Origin of the sequence: Enterococcus sp. DIV0167, assembly GCF_050541555.1 — a bacterium.
GTDB classification, from domain to species: domain Bacteria; phylum Bacillota; class Bacilli; order Lactobacillales; family Enterococcaceae; genus Enterococcus; species Enterococcus faecalis.
This window is the reverse complement of the sequence record NZ_CP172933.1, coordinates 2,382,971-2,404,116: the sequence shown is the minus strand read 5'-3', so window position 1 is coordinate 2,404,116 and position 21,146 is coordinate 2,382,971. Positions and strand designations below refer to the sequence as shown.

Sequence of the window (21,146 nt, the reverse complement as noted above, 5' to 3'; positions counted from 1 at the left end):
AAAGATGTTATTTCAATTGTTTAAAAAAACGCCAAGTATTTCAGCAAAGGAATTGCAGTCACGTTTATCTAAAGAGATAACGTTATTAGATGTCCGAACACCTAGCGAATACCGAGCAGGGCATATTCCACAAGCGATTAATGTCCCACTTAACAAAATTCCCGCCTACAACAAATCCGCTAACGAAGTCTATGTGATTTGCCAGTCCGGCATGCGCAGCAAAAATGCGACCAAAATTTTAGCGAGAAAAAACTATCACGTGATTAACGTTCGTGGTGGGATGTCCCAATGGTCTGGTCAAATTAAAGGAGGAAAATAAATGAAAATTGTAATTATCGGAGGCGTGGCTGGTGGTATGTCAGCAGCGACACGTTTACGTCGCTTAATGGAAGATGCTGAAATTGTTGTCATGGAAAAAGGCCCTTTTGTTTCATTTGCAAACTGTGGTTTGCCTTACTACGTTTCTGGCGAAATCGCAGAAAGAGAGCAACTGCTTGTTCAAACACCCGAAGCGTTAAAGGCACGGTTTAATTTAGATGTTCGTCCTCACCATGAAGTGGTGGCGATTGATCCAATAGAAAAAGTGATCACAGTGAAACATGAAACAGAAATTTTAACAGAACACTATGACAAATTAATTTTATCACCAGGGGCGAAACCTTTTGTGCCACCAATTACAGGATTGGCAGAAGCCAAAAATGTTTTTTCATTAAGAAATGTTCCTGATTTAGATCAAATTATGACAGCCTTGACACCAGAAACAAAACGAGCCGTCGTGATTGGCGCAGGCTTCATTGGCTTGGAAATGGCAGAAAACTTGCAAAAACGCGGATTAGAAGTCACTCTCGTGGAAAATGCACCCCATGTTTTACCGCCATTAGACGAAGAAATGGCCGCTTTTGTCAAAGCTGAATTAAGCAAAAACAATGTTCAAGTAATTACGGGACAATCTGCGGTTGCTTTTGAAGAAGAAGGGCAAGTGATTCGCTTAGAAGACGGTCAAACATTAGATTCTGATTTAACCATTTTGTCGGTGGGGGTCCAACCAGAAAATACCTTAGCAGTTGAAGCAGGTGTAGCAACTGGTTTACGTGGCGGTATTGTTGTTGATGAACACTATCAAACGAATCAACCCGATATTTATGCGGTTGGGGATGCTATTGTAGTGAAACAACAAATCACTCAAGAAGATGCGCTGATTTCTTTAGCTTCTCCTGCCAATCGCCAAGGACGTCAAGTAGCGGATGTGATTGCTGGGTTAGAGAGAAAAAATCAAGGAAGCATTGGGACCGCCATTGTGCGAGTCTTTGATTTAACCGCCGCTTCAACTGGTTTAAGCGAACGAGCTGCTAAAGCTGCTGGACTAACAACAGCTGTTGTGCATATCAGTGGAAAAGACCATGCGGGGTATTATCCTGGCGCAACAGATCTTCAGTTAAAATTAGTTTTCCATCCTACGACAGGGGAAATTTATGGCGCACAAGGAATTGGGGCCAAGGGCGTAGATAAGCGGATTGATATTCTTGCGACCGCTATTAAAGGACAGTTAACTATTTTTGATTTGCCTGAATTAGAGTTTACCTATGCGCCGCCGTTTGGTTCAGCTAAAGATCCTGTGAACATGTTAGGCTATGCAGCGATGAACCTTGTAGAAGGATTGAGTGAAAACGTTCAATGGTATGAGTTATCCAACGAATTAGCTAATGGGGCTGTTTTATTAGATGTCCGTAATCCCGCCGAACGAGCCAATGGTCAATTTAAAAATGCTGTGTCTATTCCTTTAAATGAGTTAAGAGAACGTTTGGAGGAATTAGACAAGTCAACGGAGTACATTGTTAGTTGTCACAGCGGTTTGCGTAGTTATATCGCAGAACGGATGCTAAAACAAGCAGGCATCTCAGCCAAAAATTTAGATGGTGCTTTTGCGTTATATCGAATGGTAAAACCGGAGGAACTAGAAAATGTATAACACGATTGGCATGCCTGAATTTTATCAGGAAGCAAAACGAAAAAAATTACCGATTATTGATGTACGAGAAGAAATGGAATACCAACTGGGGCATGTCCCTCAGGCCATCAACTTACCTTTAAGTACTTTAACCGAAAATTATCAGCAATTAGATAAAAACCAACCCTATTATCTGATTTGTCAAATGGGGTCGCGCTCCGCACAAGCATGTGCGTTTCTCAGTCAACAAGGGTATCAAGTAACCAATGTTCTAGGCGGTACATCTGGCTGGTTGGGTCAATTAGAACAATAAAATAACAAAAAACGTTTATCCTTTTACACAGGATAAACGTTTTTTTGTTAGATAAAGATGTGTCAAAACTGTAAGAGGAATGATAGGAAGATGAAGGGACCAGTTTTTTTATTCATTATATACTAAATAAAATGACAAACTCGTCAACAGAAATCAAGGAGGAACAAATAAATGAAAAAGTTAGGCCAGAAGAAGCGAAATAAAAAAGTGTGGTTCGGTATTGGTGCCGCAGTGGTCGTCGTCGGATTTATCGGAGCAAAAACAGTTTTTTCTTCAAAAGAAGTTGAACCTGAATACACAACGTATACCATTACAGAAATGGCCTCATTAAAATTAGATGGTCAAGTGAGTTTTCTAGATACTCGGGATATTTTCTTTGATCCTTCTTTAGGAAAAATTGCCGAAATAAATGTTGAAAATGGTAAAGAAGTCAAGAAAGATAGTCCATTGTTAACGTACAATAACTCAGACATCCAAGCCACAGAAACAGAACAAGCGAATGCCGTTAATCGGAACAATCTTCAAGTTCAACAAGCACAAGAGAACGTTAACTTAGCCACTCAAAAATACAATGAAGCGTTAAACAAAGTTGCTGCAGCCAAGCAAAAATTAAACACCGCAAAAGAGGCTGAAGAGAAAGAAACACTAAATGCGGAAATTCAGCAATTGAATGAAGCCGTTAGTGCTGCGAATAGTGAAGTCGCCCAAGCTAACCAAGCCCTTCAATTAGCCAACAGTGATGCCGTCGGAGCAGCAAACACGCTTGAACAAACACGTGGCAAAGTTAACACAGTCGTTACAGCACCAATTGATGGCCAAGTCACTGTCGATGCTAGTGCCATGAGTAGTACCGACAAACCAGTCATTAAAATTGCAACACAAAAGAAAAATATTCAAGGAAAAGTAACCGAATATGATTACGATAAATTACAGACAGGGGAAGAAGTAACAGTGACGACCGTTGGTTCAGGCAAATCAGCGCCAGGCAAAATTGTTTCCATTGCGCAAACCCCAATAGCTAAAAATGAAGGCAATCCAGTAGTGAGTTATCAATTTACAGTAGAAGGTGATTTTCCTTGGGCAGAAGGCTTGTCTACTAGTATCGCTGTGCCACAAAAGCAAATGATTATACCGACAGCAGCAATCCAAAAAGAAGGCGAAAAAGAATTTGTCTATGTTTACAAAGCGGGCAAAGCGAAAAAAACACCGATTGAAACAGAAACAAATTTAGGTCGTAAAGTTGTCAAAAGTGGCTTGAATTGGAAAGACCAAGTGATTGCCAATCCCAATAAAGAATTAAAAGATAATCAAGATGTTCAGGTAGCTGCCAATGATTAAGCTAGCCCATATTCATAAATATTATTATTCCGAAGAAGAAACACTGCATGTGTTAGATGATATTAACCTCCAAGTAGACGCTGGAGAATTTTTAGCGATTATGGGTCCTTCTGGTTCTGGGAAATCGACTTTGATTAATTTGCTAGGCTTTATTGATAAAAAGTTTGAAGGAACGTATTTATTTGAAGACCGTGAAATTGGCGACTTTTCTGATAAGGAACTATCCCGAATTAGAAATGAAGCAGTCGGCTTTGTCTTTCAGAATTTTAGTTTAATTGAAACACTAACAGTTGAAGAAAACATTGAATTACCTCTTTTATATAGTGGGTTAACCCCAAAAGAAGCCAAAGATCGTGTCCACGAAGTTCTGACAAAAGTCGGCTTGCCAGATAAAGGCAAGAAGCATCCAAAACAGCTTTCGGGCGGACAACAACAACGTGTGGCTATTGCGCGTGCGATTGTCAATCGGCCAAGTTTTATTATTGCAGATGAACCAACTGGGGCTTTAGATAGTAAAACATCGGAAGAAATTTTAACGCTCTTTCAGCAATTAAACAATGAAGGTGTCACCATTATTTTAGTGACACATGATGAAGAAACAATTGAATACTGCAATCGTTTGATTAAAGTTCGTGATGGAAAGATTTTAGAGGAGGTGCTGACATGAAACGTTCAATTATTTGGAAAACCGCCTTCCGTTCCATTTTGAAAAATAAGCGACGCAGCTTGTTAACGATGCTAGGGATTGTCATCGGGATCGCTTCGGTGATTACCATCGTGGCTATCGGTAACGGCTTTAAAGAAGACATGGTCGATAAATTATCTGCTGAAAAACAAAAAGAAAATGTGAAAAAGATTTCTTTTTCGGCCTACAACACTTCGGATATGTTTAGTGACCAAGCGATGTTTACCGACAATGATTTAGGGGTCGTGCGCATGGTTCCTGGCGTAGAAAAAATTGATTTTGATCAAAGAGAAGTTGATGGCGCCCAAAAAGGTACACTGAATTTTCAAGCAGGACCGAAAAATCTTTCTGTAACCTATGAACTTGCCAACAAAACCACCAAAGAATTGTTGGCGGGACGCCAACTGAATGATGGAGACAATGCAAAACTGGATAAAACAGTGGTGGTGGATGAACTGGTTGCCAAAGAACTCTACCAAGACCCAACTGCAGCAGTTAATCGAACTTTTCCGTATAAAGATCAACTTTTTACCATTGTTGGCGTGACAACCAATACCAGCGGTGCCATTGGTCCAGGTAATGATGACTCATTGCTTTATTTTCCCAAAAAGACCTATGAACATTATTTCGGCAAGCTAAAAGATACATCTACGTTGAAGCTAACAGTAGCACCTGGCTATCAACCAGATCAAGTATTGAAAGAAACAATAAAAACTCTCTCTCAACAAGGAACCATGAAAAACAGCGGGACGTATCAAGAATATAATGTTAAAGATACCATCAAAGAAATGGGCTCTTTATTAAATAATTTAACCTTGTTTATTTCCGCAATTGCGGCCATTTCACTGGTAATTGCTGGGGTCGGCGTTATGAATATGATGTACATTTCGGTTTCAGAACGGATTAAGGAAATTGGTATCCGACGTGCATTGGGCGGGACAGCCAGTGATATTAAAAAGCAATTCTTAACAGAAGGAATTGCCTTGACCTTAATCGGCGGAATTACTGGTTATCTTTTAGGAATGATTATTGCCTACTTAGCATCAATGGCACTACCGTTTTCTGTTCGTCCAGATTTAATGACCGTTTCATTAGCCATTGGGATTTCTGTCTTTATCGGGGTTGTATTTAGCTATTTCCCTGCCTCGGCAGCTTCGAAAAAAGACTTGATCGATATTATGAAATAAATACAAACAGCAAAAAAACAGCCACTTTTGGCTGTTTTTTTTAGTGAAAGTAGAAAAAAATCCAAAGATTTCAAGAGAAAATAGCTGACAAACGTCAAAAGGTTGATATTAGCTACCAACCTTTTGACGTTTGTCAGCTAAATAAAAAAGAAAAAAATTGAAAAAATAGCACGTTGAGGATTAAATAACAAATATTTTTTAAATAAGACTATTAGAAAGCCTTTATAAATCAGGGATTATAGGAATGACTGTTAATGACTGATTTGCTTGTAAATTTCTAAATTTTAATTCGAAAAATTTCCAGTATACTAAATATATCAAAACAAAACACGAAAATTGAGAAAATTTTGAACTAAAAAAGAATTAAGGAGGAATCAAGAATGAAAATAATGGTCATCACAAAAAATATTTTATCAGAAACTGCTTTTCAAAACCGCTTACAGCATTTAGATCACCAAGTTTTTTGTACGACGTGTTTGATTGGTGAAATTAAGGAAAGTCATTTGTTTTATCGAAAATTTGATGCCATCATTCTCAGCGAAACGATTCCTCGCAAAGAACAATATTTATATCTAAAGGAATTAGCCAGAGTTAAAACGCCGTTGTTTCTTCGCTCGGAAGACATTCCTACCTCGGAAGAATTGAGCATTAGCTATCAATATGGCATTCTCAATTGGTTACGATTGGATGCGACTTTGGATACATTAAGAGAAAATCTCCTTTTGGCAGAATTAAATAAACCCATCCAACGAGAAGATGAAAAGTTAGATGTAGAGGGAATAAAGCTAACAGCCACAGAACGTGCACTACTGGCTGTCTTGTATAGTACGCCAAAAGAACACTTACCAATGGAGCGCCTTTGTAAATTAATATATGACACAGAAGAAACAGCCAATAATCGAAAAAAAATGACCAAACAGCTGACAAAATTAAATAAAAAAATTCAAGTAGGGGGCTTTAAAAAACAAGGTATCCAAAATACACGGTATAAAGGCTACAAACTGCATCCGCAGTTGCTTCTTTACATTGGCGAATTATTTACTTAAATTAGAGAAGCACTTGACGAATGAAAATCACCATCACAGGATGCCCCCTAAAAACCATGCTATACTAATACGGAATAGTATAGGAGGTGGGTCTGTATGAAAGACGGACTATATTGGGTACAACAATTAAAAGAACAGAAAGTAAGTCGCACAGAACTCTTAAAGGATATTGAGAAAAAAGTCCAAAAGTTAAATCCAAAGATCAATGGCTTTGTAACTTTTGATAGCCAAGAAGCAGAAGCAACTTATCAAAAAAATAAACAGCAGGACACACTATTTGCTGGTTTGCCATTTCCATTGAAAATGTTAGGCCAAGAAAAAGCGGGGTGGTCAGCAACGGCCGGCTCGCAACTTTTTAAAAATAGTACTGCAACAACGACCTCTAACTTTGTCAAACAAGCAGAAACGATTGGTTTGATGCCCTTAGGACAAACCAACGCTCCAGAGTTTGGCTTTAAAAATATTACGGATCCTGCGCTTTACGGGCCAGCCCGCAATCCTTGGAACCTGGAACATTCGCCAGGCGGTTCCAGTGGCGGCGCTGCCGCAGTTGTCGCTAGCGGGATTGTTCCTATCGCTGGCGCTAGCGATGGCGGTGGCTCCATCCGAATTCCCGCCTCTTTTAGTGGCTTAATTGGCTTAAAACCTAGCCGTGGCTCCATGCCTGTCGGCCCAGAAGGCTGGCGAGGCTGGCAAGGTGCCTCGATTGACTTTGCGTTGACTATTTCTATGAGAGACACCAAAGCGTTATTTTATGGCCTACGTGGTAGCCACAGTGGCGCCCCCTACCAAGCGCCCTTGGCAGAATGGCAAACACACCCTAAAAAACAACGGCTAAAAATTGCTCTGTGTACCGCTTCGCCTATCGGCTCACTGATTTCGCCAGAAGCAACACAAGCGGCGAAACAAGCGGCTGATTTTCTGGCAGCAGCTGGTCATGAAATCATTGAGATTCCTTATCCAGTCGATGGTGCAGCGCTGATTCGCTCCTATTATCAAATGAACGGCGCAGAAACTACAGCGATGATGAATAGCATTCAACAGGGGCTCGGGCGCCCAATTCGTAAAGAAGAAATCGAACCTTTTTCATGGACCATGCATCAATTTGGCCAAAAGATTCCAGCAGCCACCTATGTTCATTCATTACAGTTGTGGGATCAAGCAGCAGTAACGATGGAAGAACTTTTTCAAAAATTTGATCTGTTTTTATCCCCAACAACGGCTTTTTCAGCACCAAAAATTAACGAAGATTTGCAAAGTGAGCACATTCGTCAACGAATGGCGCAAGCAGCAGAATTAACAGAAGCAGAGCTAGCTGAATTAATCTATGATTATTTTGATAAAAGTTTACAGCTAACACCGTATACTCAACTAGCTAACTTGACAGGACAACCAGCCATCAGCTTGCCCACACATGTGACAGCAACGGGGTTACCCTTAGGTATTCAATTGTTGGCTGCTCGTGGACGTGAAGATCTCTTGTTCCAAGTAGGTGAACAGTTTGAGCAAGAAGGCAAATTTAAATTACCAGAAAGTTACCGCTAAATAGGGTGTTATTGTGACCAAATTTCAGATAAAATAGACACAAGACAAAAAACTGAGGTGGAAAAATGCTGTACGTAGTGAGACATGGTGAAACAGATTATAATGTGGCCCGTAGAATTTGTGGTCATGCGGAAGCGCAATTGACCGAAAAAGGCTATCAACAAGCGGAATTGGTAGCTGAAAAAATTGCCAAACAAGGAATTCAAATCGACCGTTTACTGGCATCCCCTTTAAAACGGGCGCAAGAAACAGCCCGTAAAATTGCGGAACGAAATCAATTGACGATTGAAACAGAACCTCGTTTAATTGAGATGAATTTTGGCATTTATGATGGTGAACCGATTGAAACAACGGCTTTCCAAGAAAATCGTTCTGAGATTTCCTTGCCGTTTCCAGAAGGGGAATCAGTCCTAGATGTCGCGGGTCGAATTTATCCCTTGATTGAGGAAGCCTTGGCTTCAGAGGAAACTTACCTATTTGTTTGCCACAATGCGGTTATGCGAGTCATTGATAACTACTTCAATGGCAAAAAAATCCAAGATTTCTTGGACTTTCATTGTGAAAATACACAACTTGTACAATACGGAGAATAAAAATCAAGTCTTTAATCTTTTGGTTAAAGACTTGATTTTTTTATGGTAAATAAGAAACCGCTTCCGTTTTAATGTATAATAAATTAACTTTTGGATCAAAAAAGAAATGGAGAAAAGACTATGAGAATTGATAATATTCATCAAGCGTTAAAACAGTTTCACGTACAAAATCCAAGTAGCAAAGCAACCTTGTTGCCCGCAACGGCTTCGCAATTAAGTCAGGCCTCTGGCTATACCCGAACCGCTGTTAGTGAAGAGCTTTCAGAATTAGTGAGAAAAGACCAAGTCGTTAAAGTTAAATCAAGACCGGTGTTATTTTTTGATAAAGACTACTTAGAGGAACAGTTTCCTTTTTTTAAAAGTAGCACGTGCTACGATTCCCTCGCTTCGCTGCAAGAGGACATTTATCAACAGGCAGAACAGATACATAATAAAAAGCAGCTACTGAAAATGAATCCATTTGCGAACGTAATTGGTTTTGATGGGAGCTTAGCAGACGCCATCAAGAAGTTGAAAGCCGCTATTTTATATCCGCCTAATGGCTTGAATATTTTACTTACTGGAGAATCTGGGGTGGGGAAAACCTTAATTGCAGAACAATTACACCAATTTTATCAAGTTAAAATGAACCAAGAAGTCCCGTTTATTTATTTTAATTGTGCAGAATATTTCAACAATCCAGAATTATTAACTTCGCATCTGTTTGGCTATAAAAAAGGCAGTTTTACTGGTGCCGTCAATGACCAAAAAGGCTTAGTGGAGTTGGCAGATGGCGGTTTTTTATTTTTAGATGAAGTCCATCGATTAACGAGCGAAGGCCAAGAAAAATTGTTTACAGTTTTGGATAAAGGGTATTTTACACGGATGGGCGAAGCCGAAAAACAAAGAAATGTATCGATAAAATTTATTTTTGCAACAACCGAAGCAGTCAATCAACATTTTTTGAAAACGTTTTTAAGAAGGATCCCTGTGACATTAGCCATTCCAGCTTTAGCCGAGCGCTCTATGAAAGAAAAAATTCAATTGATTTTGTCCTTTTTCTTAGAAGAAAGTCAACGGATTCAAAAGAATATCCATATTCGTTATGAGGCGTTGAAACAATTAACGTTTACTCATTTTGAAGCCAACGTTGGCGAATTGAAAGCGGCGATTCAATTTATGAGCGCACAAGCCTATTTAGAAGTGTTCGATCAATTAACGGAAACTATTTGCATTGAAGCAAACGAGGGGACAGTCAAAGAGCAACCTGATGTAGAAAGTCTGCTGGCTTTTAATGAGTGGATACCTAACGATGGCCTCACGATTCAATACAACCATTTTTATTTAAGCAGTCAAGAGTTACTCAAATCGGAAAGTCTGAAAAATGATCGTTTTTATAATTTTCTATTGAAAGAATATGCGGATTTGAAAAAATTAACTCTTTCGACAGAGGATGCGCTAGCAATCATGCAAAACAAAGTCGAGCAACTTTATGATATGGATATTTTTGCTCAAGAACCGCTAGCCATAGAGGCCATTGACGAAACATTGCAGCCAAAAATTCAAGAAGCCATTGTCTTTTTTGAACAATTAATCCAAGAAAAATTGACAGAGGATTTCCAGAATATTTTAATTGTCCACCTTTATTCTGCTGTTTTTTATTCTGCACAAATGAATGAAACATTTTATTCAGATACCAAAAATATCTATTCTGGCAAAGTAACCCAGTATCAAGCTGCTAAGACCATGGTAGACTTTCTACAAACATTGTTTGGGATTTCTTTTGCTGATACGGAAATCCTCTTTTTTGATCTATTTATTCGTAAAGTCACAGCTAAAAAAAGAGCGCACTCAGTTGAAGAAAACTGTGGCGTTATCGTCGTTGCACATGGTGCCGCGACGGCCAGTAGCATGGTTGAGTACACCAACCTTCTGTTTTCAACAACTGTCATGCGTGCAGTTGATATGCCGATTAATCAATCAGTGGAAGAAACATTAGAAAAAGTCCGTACAATTGTAAAGCAAAATCAGTATAAAAAAATTATTTTAATGGTGGACATCGGTTCCCTGGTTTACTTTGGTAATGCTATCAGTCAAACGTTTCAAATGGAAGTGCTGCTAATTAGCAATATCAATCTCTTAACATTGCTAGAAGTGGCCCGAGAAGTCATTTATGAATCGACGGCGTTTGAGTATCTATTACCAGTCTTAAAAGAAAAAAATCATCGCGCCTTGATTTGCAGTAAAGGTCGCTTCAACGAGGCAAAAGTTCTCATTATTTCCTGTCTAACTGGTATGGGGACTGCTATTAAAATTGAACAGTTGTTACTAAAAACTTTTCCCAATGAATTACTAACGAATGTACGCATCATTACTTTAGAGAAAAGAGAAGTGGAAGACATTGATCGCTTGCATTCTTTTGTTCGAAAAGAAGAGAAAATCGTTGGTATCATTGGCACCGTAAAGACAGAAGTGCCAGATATTCCGTTTATTTCTTTACAAGATTTACTATCGAAGCGGGGCATTCAGCTAGTTTTCGAATTATTAGGCCATCATTTAGAAGAAAAACAAAACCAAGAGTTACTAAAAAAAGTTTCAGCTAAATATATTCAAGGATTATCAATCGAAGCTATTACAGACTTACTAACGGTTTTGAATCCTACAACCATTTCAATCGAATTAGCTAAGATTTATTCAGATATTTGCTTGCAAACTAAAATAAAAAGTGACGAAAAGGTTTTACTTCGTTTTATCATTCATTGTGCTTGTATGTTAGAACGGCAATTGTTGAATCCAGAATATGACCCGACAGCTTATGAAGTGTCATATCGAGAGTTGCCAGAAGCAGTATCTGTCATAAAAATGGCGTTTCGACCGATTGAAGTGTCCTATAATTTGTTGATTCCACCTTTGGAAGTGCGTTATATTTATGAATTGCTCTTTGAAAAGGCTTAATTCAAACGGAAATGAAAGTTGGCACACTTATTGCTTTTAATAAAATGATTAATTAGCAAAGGAGTTTGTTTATGGAAAATGAACCAATTTTACTTTTAACACACAATGGTTGGGGCTTGGAATTAGTCAAAAGCGTCCAGATGATTGTAGGAGAAGTCACAAATGTACATGAAGTAGCATTACAAGCAGAGGATTCACTGGGGGATTATTTAGAACGAGTCACAGAAAAAATTGAACAATTAACGTGGCACAACCAGTTGCTAATTTTAACAGATGTTAAAGGCGGCACACCTAGTAATGTTGCATTGCGTTTATCAAAAGATTATGATCTCTTGATTGTGTCCGGATTATGCACATCGTTATTATTAGAATCCGTCATGAAACAAAGTGGTCCTGGGTTTCGTTTACAAGATGCAGAGATGATTCAACAAGCAGCAGTAGACAGTTGTCAAATTTTAGAAATTCCAAAATAAGAAAGTACAGGTGAACAGAATGTCAAAAATCGTATTAACAAGAGTCGATAGCCGTTTAATCCATGGACAAGTAGTGACTAAATGGTTACAACAATCAGGTGCAAATGAAATTTTGGTAGTGAGTGATGAACTAGAGCAAGATGAATTTTTACAAAGTATTTATTTAATGGCGGCGCCTCCAGGGGTTTCTGTAGTAATTAAAGGGATTGAAAGTGCCAAAGAATATTGGGGATCGCAAGAAAAGGAAGAGAAAAAGGTGTTATTTTTAGTGCCAGATTTAACGACCTTAAAAGCGATGGTGGACCAAGAAATTATTAAAGAGGAGATTCAAGTTGGTGGCTTAGGTGGCGGACCAAATCGGAAAAATGTTTTAAAAAATATCAATTTATCTGAAGAAGATGTTGCAATTTTGACTGAACTTTTAACGAAGGGCATCCATGTTTTCTTCCAAGCGATTCCCGAAGAAAATCCCCTACCAATTCAAAAATTAATTGAAAAATATCAATCACTATAATCAGAGAAAAAGGAGAGAATCATATGGGCGTTTTAGGTGTTTCAATTATTATGGGACTTTATTATTGGTTTGCACGTTTGCGTTTTGGGTACACATTTTCAGGCATGCTGTCTCAGCCATTAGGTGCAGCGTTGGTGGCTGGTTTAGCAACAGGAAAACTTAGTGAAGCAATGGTTGTAGGTGCGGGGATTCAACTTGTTTATCTAGGAGTCACCTCCACACCGGGCGGCAATGTGCCTAGTGATCCGGCTTTAGCTTCAGCAATTGCGATTCCAATTGCTTTAGGTGTGGGAATGAATGCCGAGGCGGCTGTTGCACTAGCTGTTCCTTTTGGTGTGTTAGGCGTCTTTATGGATCAATTACGGCGGACCATCAATGCGACGTGGGTGCATATGGCTGATAAATATGCAGAAGAGTTAAATTATGGGGGGATTTACCGAGCTGCGTTTGTTTATCCAGCTTTAGCGGGATTTTTAATTCGCTTTCCTTTGGTTTTTGCGGCGAACTTTTTTGGTCAATCTGTGGTGAATAAAGTCTTAGAAGTTATCCCAGCATGGTTGATGCACGGCTTTGAAGTAATGGGTGGTATTTTACCAGCGTTAGGATTCGCCTTAACAATTATGGTAATTGGCAAGAAAAATTTGATTCCTTATTTTTTAATCGGTTTTGTTGCAGTAGTATATTTTGGCGCAGAAGTTATGGCCGTCGCTATTTTAGGAATCTGTATTGCCTTTTTAGTTAGAAACAAGGCATTGAGTGAGGAGGCAGCATAATGGAACAAATGACACAAGCAAATGAACAACAATTGGAACAGAAAAAAATTACTAAAAAAGAATTATCCAAAGCCTTTTGGATTTATCAACTAGGCTGTGAATTATCAAATTCTTATGAACGTCTTCAAAGTTTAGTTTTTTGTGCATCGATGATTCCTGCAATTAAAAAACTTTACGCAGACGATGAAGAACAACAAAGAGAAGCTCTGAAACGTCATTTGAATTTTTTTAATACTGAAGGAACAGTAGGAGCTTCCATTCAAGGGATTGCAATTGCTATGGAGGAAGAAAAATCCAATGGCGCAGCGATCTCTGATACGGCGATCACATCGATTAAAACTGGGCTGATGGGTCCGCTGGCTGGGATTGGCGATTCAATTATTTGGGCAGCATTAATGCCGTTAATCATTTCCATTTTTATTCCAATGGCTAAAGGAGGTAACGTGATTGGAAGTATCGGTCCGTTGGTTCTGTACACAGCCATTACGTTATACATCAGTTGGACGTTAGTGAATAAGTCCTATACATTAGGGCGTAATTCAATCTTAAGTTTGTTAAAAGACGGCAAAATTAAGCAAGTCATTTATTCAGCGAATGTTTTAGGAATGATGATGATGGGCGCTTTAAGTGCGAGTTATGTTAAAATTGTTAGCCCGATGACGTTTAAAGTTACTGGCGGTGCCACAATTGTTTTACAAGATATCCTAGATCAAATTATGAAAGGCTTACTTCCTTTAGCAGCAGTCATGGCTATTTATTTTTTCATGGTAAAAAAAGGCCCACGTTACGGTATCATTATCGGCACGATAGTCTTAGTTAGTTTGGTCACTTCATTCTTTGGTTTGTTATAAAGGAGAAAATAATGAATAGTTACGAAAAATTCCACTTAAAAGAAGTCATCAATGCTTCTGGGAAAATGACCATTCTAGGTGTCTCCAAAGTTTCGGAGGCAGTCCTAGCGGCTCAACGATTCGGCGGCGAACATTTCTTTGAAATGAGTGAACTTAGTCTGCAAACAGGGGCCTTTTTAGCCAACTTGTTGAAGGTAGAAGATGCCCAAATCGTTTCCTCGGCTTCGGCGGGGATTGCCCAATCGGTGGCTGCCTTGATTGGAAAAGGCAGCTTGTACCACGCATATCATCCCTATACAGAAAAAATCGAACAGCGAGAGATTGTTTTACCTAAAGGGCACAACGTGGACTACGGCACGCCTGTAGAAGTCATGGTAGCGCAAGGCGGCGGCCAAGTGGTGGAAGCTGGCTACGCCAACATGTGCAGTCCAGAACACGTGGAAATGATGATTTCCGAAAAAACAGCGGCCATTCTATACATCAAAAGCCATCATACCGTGCAAAAAAGTATGCTGACGGTGGCCGAAGCGGCCAAAGTGGCGCAACGCCACAAGGTGCCGCTAATTGTTGACGCGGCAGCAGAAGAAGATCTTTTCAAATACACTGAAGCAGGCGCTGATTTGGTGATTTACAGCGGCGCCAAAGCCATTGAAGGGCCAAGTGCCGGTTTAGTGGTCGGGAAAAAAGAATACATTGACTGGGTGCGCCTACAAGGTAAAGGCATTGGTCGAGCAATGAAAATTGGCAAAGACAATATCCTGGGCTTTACGCAAGCAGTGGAAGAATACTTGGCGCATGGCAGTGAATCAGGGGTTTCGATGCAAGAACGCTTAAAACCGTTTGTTGAAGCCATCAACAACCTGTCAGATTTAACCGCCAAAATCGTCCAAGATGGCGCTGGCCGAGACATTTATCGCGCCAGTGTCAAAGTGAACGGCAGAAAAACCGCCAAGGAAGTCATCCAAGCATTAAAAGCAAAAAGTCCAGCCATTTATACGCGAGAATATCAAGCCAACAATGGCATCATTGAGTTTGACATTCGTTCTGTCAATCAAGAAGAAATGAACAAAATCGTGCAACGATTACAAGAAATTATGGACACAAAGGAGAAATAAGTCATGTCATTAAAACCTAATTATTTAGAAGAACGCATTTGTTTAAACGTCTTAGCCAATTCAGTAGAAAATGCCCAAGCCTGTTATGAAGCAGCAGAAGGGCATGTTGTGTTAGGCGTCCTTTCAAAAAACTATGAAACCGATGAAGCAGCCATTGACGATATGAAAAAATACCAAGCAGCAACCAACAACGCTTTATCTGTTGGCTTAGGGGCTGGCGATCCTAATCAAAGTCAAATGGTGGCTCGCTTATCAGAAGTTTTACAACCGCAACACGTGAACCAAGTCTTCACAGGTGTCGGCGCTTCGCGGGCCTTACTTCGTCAAGACGAAACAGTGATTAATGGCTTGGTTTCACCCACAGGCAAAGTTGGCTATGTCAACATTGCGACAGGTCCGTTAAGCTCTGGTGCGCCAGCGGCGGAAGTACCTATCGAAACCGCCATCAAATTGTTGAAAGACATGGGGGGCAGTTCCATTAAATATTTCCCGATGAAAGGCTTGGCTCACAAAGAAGAATACCAAGCAGTAGCAGCAGCTTGTGCCAAGTATGACTTTTATTTAGAACCAACAGGGGGCATTGATTTAGAAAACTTTGAAGAAATTGTTCAAATTGCGGTGGATGCGGGCGTTAAAAAAATCATTCCTCATGTTTACAGCTCAATTATCGATCAAGAAACAGGGGACACTAGAACAGAAGACGTGAAAACGTTACTAACCATGATGAAAAACACATTGAATAAGTAAAGGGCCAATCTTTAGTTGACTTTCTCCGCCAGATTTGCTACTCTCAAGTGGAGAATAAATAAAAACCAACAAATGAATGTGGGGTATTTTGGTGAGTGTCGTAGGTATCTAATTGATAAGTTGAATAACCAGTGAACCAAGCAAGGTTTATTTGGTGTGCTTAGAAAGTGATACCTGTCAGTCATCTCATTTACTAAATACCTCACTTAAAAGAGGTTTCTTTAGTAACCTTTATCCAACGATAAAGAGGACAGCGGTAGAACGCTGTCCTCTTTTTTCTATAGAAACTGGTTTTTATTTAAAGGCGCCAGGTATTCTTTTCGTGATAGAAAGGAAGAAAAAAAATGAATCATGAAACCATTCAAAAATTACAATTTACAACAATTCTTAAAGAAGTTCAAACACGTGCGATTGGCGAGTATAGTAAAGAACGGTTGGCAAAAATGGTCCCTGCAACACGTTTAGAAACAGTGCAGTCCCGCTTAACGGAAACAACCGAGGCCCGCTTAATTATTGATAGCGGACAACACGTCCCTTTCATGGGCTTGAGTCAAATTACCCGCTTGCTTCAACAAGTGAAAAAAGGCTTAATTCTTACACCAAACGAATTGATTGAGGTGGCTGACTTTTTAAGAAGTAGTCAGCGAATCCAGAAGTTTTTTGAAAAAAATCAATACCAAACACCACGCCTATTTAGTTACAGTCAGCACTTAGCTGATTTCAGAGCAATCGAAGAACAAATTTATACGAAAATCCATAACCAAAAAGTTGCCACCGATGCTTCCCGTCAACTTCGAAAAATTCGGCGTCAAATCAATGAATGCCAACAAGACATTGAAACAAAAGTCACCAAATTTTTACGCAATAAAAATAATCAACTGTATATTCAAGAAAATATGATGGTGAAAAAAGGGGAACATTACACGGTACCAATCAAAGCTAGCTATAAAAATAAGGTTTCAGGCACAATCATTGAGCAATCCAATAAAGGACAAACGGTCTTTATTGAACCTGTAGCAATTAGTAAATTAAATGAACAATTGACACTCTTAAAAGCGGAAGAAACAGCGGAAGAATATCAAATTTTGGCAGAACTAACAGGGTTAATCAATGAGCAAGAACGACTAGTCGATCAAGCCGTCGATACAATGACCACCTTAGATATTATTTTTGCACGAGGAAAGTATAGTCGCGAAATTGGTGGGATTACGCCAAAAGTAAACAAAGAAGAACGCTTGCGCATTGTTCAAGGAAAACATCCTCTTTTATTAGAACACGCAGTACCATTGACGTTTTCTTTAGGAGCAGAGTATCGAGGACTTGTCATTACAGGTGCCAATGCTGGTGGTAAAACGGTTGTCTTGAAAACGGTGGGCTTATTGACTGTCATGACACAATTTGGGTTGCAAATTCCAGCACAAGCGGGCACAGAGATTCCAGTATTAGATGAAATTTTTGTCGATATTGGTGATCAGCAAAATCTGGAAAATGCGTTAAGCACTTTTTCTGGGCACATGAAAAATATTGCGGAAATGTTGCGTAACGTTAAGCGACACACACTTGTTTTATTAGATGAAATTGGCAGTGGCACCGAGCCGAACGAAGGAGCTGGCTTAGCGATTGCGATCATGGAAACGATGTATCAAAAGGGAGCCTTGGTAGTTGCAACGACCCATTATGGTGAAATTAAACGTTTTGCCCAAGAGCATGACGATTTTGTGCCCGCCGCAATGGCCTTCGATCGTGAAACATTAACGCCCAAATATCAATTGAAAATTGGTGAAGTTGGCGATAGTCAGGCGCTTTGGATTGCACGTAAAATGAAGATGGAGCCACAGCTCATTGAAAAGGCGGCTCATTATATTCAGCGGAAAGAATACCCTACTAATCGAAGTCTATTTAAACCCCTGAAAGCAAAAGAAACGACCTTTGCCACGTTTGTAGAAGAAACACACCGTTATCAAAAAGGTGATCGTGTCCTATTGACAGAAACACAACAAATTGGGTTGGTTTTTACAGATGAGGGTGAACAAGAAATCCAAGTATTTGTGAATGATAAAATTGAAAATGTACCACGAAGACGGTTGAAATTACAAGCGAAAGCACAAGATCTATATCCGCAAGACTATGATTTAGAAAGTTTATTTACAGATTTCCATGAACGAAAGAAACTCAAAGATATTGAACGCGGCTCAAAAAAAGCGCAGAAACAATTACGCAAAGAGGCCGAAAAAAGAGCAGCAAGACGCGACAAATAAGGAACTTAACAGAAGCAATACAACAACTTAACACTTTGTTTACTTGTTATTTATCAGAAATCAACTAAGACTTGTTATAGTCAATGTATGGGTAGATATGAAGGAGGAAACAAGGAAATGAAGAAAAGAGCTTTGCTAGGGGTTACCTTATTAACATTCACAACATTAGCGGGTTGTACAAATTTATCTGAACAGAAAAGCGGCGAAAAACAAACAGAGGTTGCTGAAGCGAAGGCAACTGAATCTGAAAAAGCACCAGTAAAAAATGTTATTTTTATGATTGGAGATGGCATGGGGAATCCGTATACAACGGGCTATCGCTATTTCAAAGCCAATCACTCAGACAAGCGTGTTCCCCAAACAGCTTTTGATACCTATTTGGTTGGGCAACAAGCCACTTATCCAGAAGATGAAGAAGAGAATGTCACCGATTCAGCGTCCGCAGCGACAGCGATGGCTGCCGGAGTAAAAACCTATAATAATGCTATAGCGCTCGATAATGACAAGTCCAAAACAGAAACAGTGCTGGAACGTGCGAAAAAAGTGGGGAAATCAACGGGGCTTGTAGCAACATCTGAAATAACACATGCAACCCCTGCTGCATATGGCGCACATAATGTTTCACGCAAAAATATGGCAGAAATCGCCGATGACTATTTTGATGATAAAATCGACGGACAACACAAAGTCGATGTGTTACTTGGCGGCGGCTCCGAATTATTTGCGCGGAAAGATCGTGATTTAGTCAAAGAATTTTCCCAAGCGGGTTATGGTCATGTCACAGATAAAAAGTCGTTAAATGAGAACCAAGACGACAAAATTTTAGGCTTGTTTGCACCAGGCGGGCTACCTAAAATGATTGACCGAACGGAAGAAGTCCCTTCATTAGCTGATATGACAGAAGCGGCTCTTCAACGGTTAGATAAAAATGAAAAAGGTTTCTTTTTAATGGTTGAAGGTAGTCAAATTGATTGGGCCGGGCATAGCAATGATATTGTTGGCGCGATGAGCGAAATGCAAGATTTCGAAGCGGCGTTTGAAAAGGCTATCGATTTTGCCAAAAAAGATGGTGAAACATTGGTGGTTACAACTGCAGATCATTCAACAGGTGGCTTGTCTTTAGGCAAAGGAGATCAATACAACTGGTTGACGGAGCCTTTACATGCGGCAAAACGCACGCCTGATTTCATGGCAGAAGAAATTATTAAAAATGGTAATGTGGAAAAAACAGTGACTGAGTATATTGATTTTCAATTAAGTGAGGCTGAATTGAAAGCAGTGAAAACAGCTGCGGAGTCAAAAGATGTTGAAAAAATCGCTCAGGCATTAAGAAAGATTTTTGATGAACGATCGAATACTGGTTGGACTACTGGCGGACACACGGGAGAAGATGTAAATGTCTATGCTTATGGCCCACAAGCAGAAGCTTTTTCAGGACAAATTGATAATACAGACCAAGCTAAGATTATTTTTGGCTTAGTAGATGGCACCGGGCAAAAAGCTGAGATTAAAGATAAAGGTATTGGCAAATAACAAAATAAAGAAAAAGCAGAACTTCTATACGTTCTGCTTTTTCTTCATTAAAGGCATAAAAATTTTATCTCTGTTATAATGAAGGTAACCAGATAAAAGTGAGGTCAAATAATGAAAAAAATGCATGTTGAAAGTGAATTTGCACCGTTGCGTTCAGTTGTTTTAGCACAATCGCAATTTTGTTTACCAGATAAATTTGATGAAGCGGATACGACTTTTTTAACAGAGGAAAATGCCCGTTTAACACAGAATAATGAAGGGCGTGATTTAGCAGACTTTGCACCAGAACAACAAGTTCGTTGGGAAAAAGAAAAAGAAGTCATGCAAGGAGTATTAGAATCTTATGGCGTAGAAGTATTTCGTCCACGTTTATTGACAAACTATGAAAAAGAACATGGCAAGGAATTGGGCGTAGGATATAGTAACTTCTTTTCACGAGACCCTTTTTTTACAATTGGCAATCTCTTAATAGAAGGAAACTTAAGATTTCAACACCGTCGACAAGAAATTTTACCAATTCGTCCGATTATTCAGCAGTGGACACAAGAAGCAGAAGGCTATTATTTTGCTGCGCCACAACCTGACATTTCTGAAGGGGCTTTAAGTGAAGCAGGTCCCTTTATTGAAGGCGGCGATGTTTTAGTTCTAGGAAAAACAATTTTTGTGGGCTACTCTGGCTTGGCAAGTAACCTAGCAGGAATTCAGTGGTTAGCCAATATGATTGGTCATTTTGGTTATGAAGTGGTACCGGTTCGGTTACATCCGCATATTCTCCACTTAGATTGTGCGTTAAGCTTGTTGAGAGAAGGCTTGATGATTGTTTGTGAAGAGGCCTTTTTGGATGGACTTCCTGCGCAATTAGCAAACTGGGAAAAAATTCACGTTACTTTGCAAGAAGCAGCGTATTTAGTGACAAATGGTCTACCGCTTAACGAAGAAACGTATATAACGGACCAATCGTTTACAACCTTAATTCCTCAAATAGAAGCAAAAGGTATCAAAGTTGAGGCAATTGATTACCATGTTTCTAGAATGTTAGGTGGTTCTTTCCGTTGTACAACGCAAGCGTTGATTAGAGAATAGTCAGCGAGTGATTATCAATTTTCGTAAGAAAAAATGTACGTTTTGTCTATGAAAACGATATAATTTTAGTTTTCACTATTTTTTTTTAAAATATTGAGGAAATTTTGATTTAATAAATGCGAGAAAACGTCAAAATGTTAGTGTTCATTACTAATGTTTTGACGTTTTCTCGCTGTTTTTTTATAAAATTACCACTTTATAAATGGGGAA

Annotated in this window: 19 protein-coding genes; all 19 read left to right on the top strand. The window is 39.3% G+C overall.

Going from position 1 to position 21,146, the window contains the following annotated elements; genetic code table 11:
- Positions 1 to 4: 4 nt before the first annotated feature.
- The 19 genes from IGM09_RS11545 (at position 5) to IGM09_RS11455 (ending at position 20,936) form a co-directional block, all read left to right on the top strand.
- A complete protein-coding gene (locus IGM09_RS11545; RefSeq protein WP_033625165.1) occupies positions 5 to 319 on the top strand; it encodes a rhodanese-like domain-containing protein in 315 nt (104 codons plus the stop codon).
- Positions 320 to 1,969 (top strand): FAD-dependent oxidoreductase, encoded by a 1,650-nt coding sequence (locus IGM09_RS11540; protein ID WP_113826089.1) that lies wholly within the window; start codon positions 320 to 322, stop codon positions 1,967 to 1,969. It abuts the gene before it with no gap.
- A complete protein-coding gene (locus tag IGM09_RS11535; RefSeq protein WP_002355066.1) occupies positions 1,962 to 2,261 on the top strand; it encodes a rhodanese-like domain-containing protein in 300 nt (99 codons plus the stop codon). Before IGM09_RS11540 ends, IGM09_RS11535 begins: the two co-directional genes overlap by 8 nt.
- 171 nt (positions 2,262 to 2,432) lie before the next feature.
- Positions 2,433 to 3,599 carry an efflux RND transporter periplasmic adaptor subunit gene (locus tag IGM09_RS11530; protein ID WP_033625163.1) on the top strand — a complete coding sequence of 389 codons (1,167 nt, stop codon included), beginning with the start codon at positions 2,433 to 2,435 and terminating at the stop codon, positions 3,597 to 3,599.
- Positions 3,592 to 4,266 (top strand): ABC transporter ATP-binding protein, encoded by a 675-nt coding sequence (locus IGM09_RS11525; RefSeq protein WP_002365285.1) that lies wholly within the window; start codon positions 3,592 to 3,594, stop codon positions 4,264 to 4,266. The genes IGM09_RS11530 and IGM09_RS11525 overlap by 8 nt, the downstream gene beginning before the upstream one ends.
- Positions 4,263 to 5,471 carry an ABC transporter permease gene (locus tag IGM09_RS11520; protein WP_002367350.1) on the top strand — a complete coding sequence of 403 codons (1,209 nt, stop codon included), beginning with the start codon at positions 4,263 to 4,265 and terminating at the stop codon, positions 5,469 to 5,471. Before IGM09_RS11525 ends, IGM09_RS11520 begins: the two co-directional genes overlap by 4 nt.
- A gap of 380 nt (positions 5,472 to 5,851) precedes the next feature.
- Positions 5,852 to 6,517 carry a helix-turn-helix domain-containing protein gene (locus IGM09_RS11515; protein ID WP_033625162.1) on the top strand — a complete coding sequence of 222 codons (666 nt, stop codon included), beginning with the start codon at positions 5,852 to 5,854 and terminating at the stop codon, positions 6,515 to 6,517.
- Positions 6,518 to 6,613: 96 nt separating this feature from the next.
- Positions 6,614 to 8,062 (top strand): amidase, encoded by a 1,449-nt coding sequence (locus tag IGM09_RS11510; protein WP_002409223.1) that lies wholly within the window; start codon positions 6,614 to 6,616, stop codon positions 8,060 to 8,062.
- 65 nt (positions 8,063 to 8,127) lie between these two features.
- A complete protein-coding gene (locus IGM09_RS11505) occupies positions 8,128 to 8,655 on the top strand; it encodes a histidine phosphatase family protein (protein WP_002359138.1) in 528 nt (175 codons plus the stop codon).
- 120 nt (positions 8,656 to 8,775) lie between these two features.
- A complete protein-coding gene (locus tag IGM09_RS11500; protein WP_113826088.1) occupies positions 8,776 to 11,589 on the top strand; it encodes a sigma 54-interacting transcriptional regulator in 2,814 nt (937 codons plus the stop codon).
- Positions 11,590 to 11,660: 71 nt separating this feature from the next.
- Entirely contained in the window at positions 11,661 to 12,062 is a 402-nt protein-coding gene (locus IGM09_RS11495) for a PTS sugar transporter subunit IIA (RefSeq protein ID WP_002367343.1), read from the top strand.
- Between the two features lie 19 nt (positions 12,063 to 12,081).
- Positions 12,082 to 12,576: a PTS system mannose/fructose/N-acetylgalactosamine-transporter subunit IIB gene (locus IGM09_RS11490; RefSeq protein WP_010776135.1), complete on the top strand. Its 495-nt coding sequence runs from the start codon at positions 12,082 to 12,084 to the stop codon at positions 12,574 to 12,576.
- Positions 12,577 to 12,599: 23 nt separating this feature from the next.
- Positions 12,600 to 13,349 carry a PTS mannose/fructose/sorbose/N-acetylgalactosamine transporter subunit IIC gene (locus IGM09_RS11485; protein ID WP_002355079.1) on the top strand — a complete coding sequence of 250 codons (750 nt, stop codon included), beginning with the start codon at positions 12,600 to 12,602 and terminating at the stop codon, positions 13,347 to 13,349.
- Positions 13,349 to 14,200, top strand: a complete 852-nt coding sequence (locus IGM09_RS11480) for a PTS system mannose/fructose/sorbose family transporter subunit IID (RefSeq protein WP_010713771.1) — start codon at positions 13,349 to 13,351, stop codon at positions 14,198 to 14,200. Before IGM09_RS11485 ends, IGM09_RS11480 begins: the two co-directional genes overlap by 1 nt.
- 11 nt (positions 14,201 to 14,211) lie before the next feature.
- Complete coding sequence (locus IGM09_RS11475; protein ID WP_010776134.1) at positions 14,212 to 15,315, top strand: DgaE family pyridoxal phosphate-dependent ammonia lyase; 1,104 nt, start codon at positions 14,212 to 14,214, stop codon at positions 15,313 to 15,315.
- Positions 15,316 to 15,318: 3 nt separating this feature from the next.
- Positions 15,319 to 16,062 carry a 2-dehydro-3-deoxy-phosphogluconate aldolase gene (gene dagF, locus IGM09_RS11470; RefSeq protein ID WP_002361094.1) on the top strand — a complete coding sequence of 248 codons (744 nt, stop codon included), beginning with the start codon at positions 15,319 to 15,321 and terminating at the stop codon, positions 16,060 to 16,062.
- Positions 16,063 to 16,406: 344 nt separating this feature from the next.
- Positions 16,407 to 18,320 (top strand): endonuclease MutS2, encoded by a 1,914-nt coding sequence (locus tag IGM09_RS11465; RefSeq protein WP_010776133.1) that lies wholly within the window; start codon positions 16,407 to 16,409, stop codon positions 18,318 to 18,320.
- A gap of 87 nt (positions 18,321 to 18,407) precedes the next feature.
- A complete protein-coding gene (locus IGM09_RS11460; protein WP_016616805.1) occupies positions 18,408 to 19,853 on the top strand; it encodes an alkaline phosphatase in 1,446 nt (481 codons plus the stop codon).
- A 111-nt stretch (positions 19,854 to 19,964) separates the two neighbouring features.
- Positions 19,965 to 20,936, top strand: coding sequence for a dimethylarginine dimethylaminohydrolase family protein (locus tag IGM09_RS11455; RefSeq protein ID WP_010713775.1), 972 nt, complete (start codon positions 19,965 to 19,967; stop codon positions 20,934 to 20,936).
- The last annotated feature ends 210 nt before the right edge of the window (positions 20,937 to 21,146 follow it).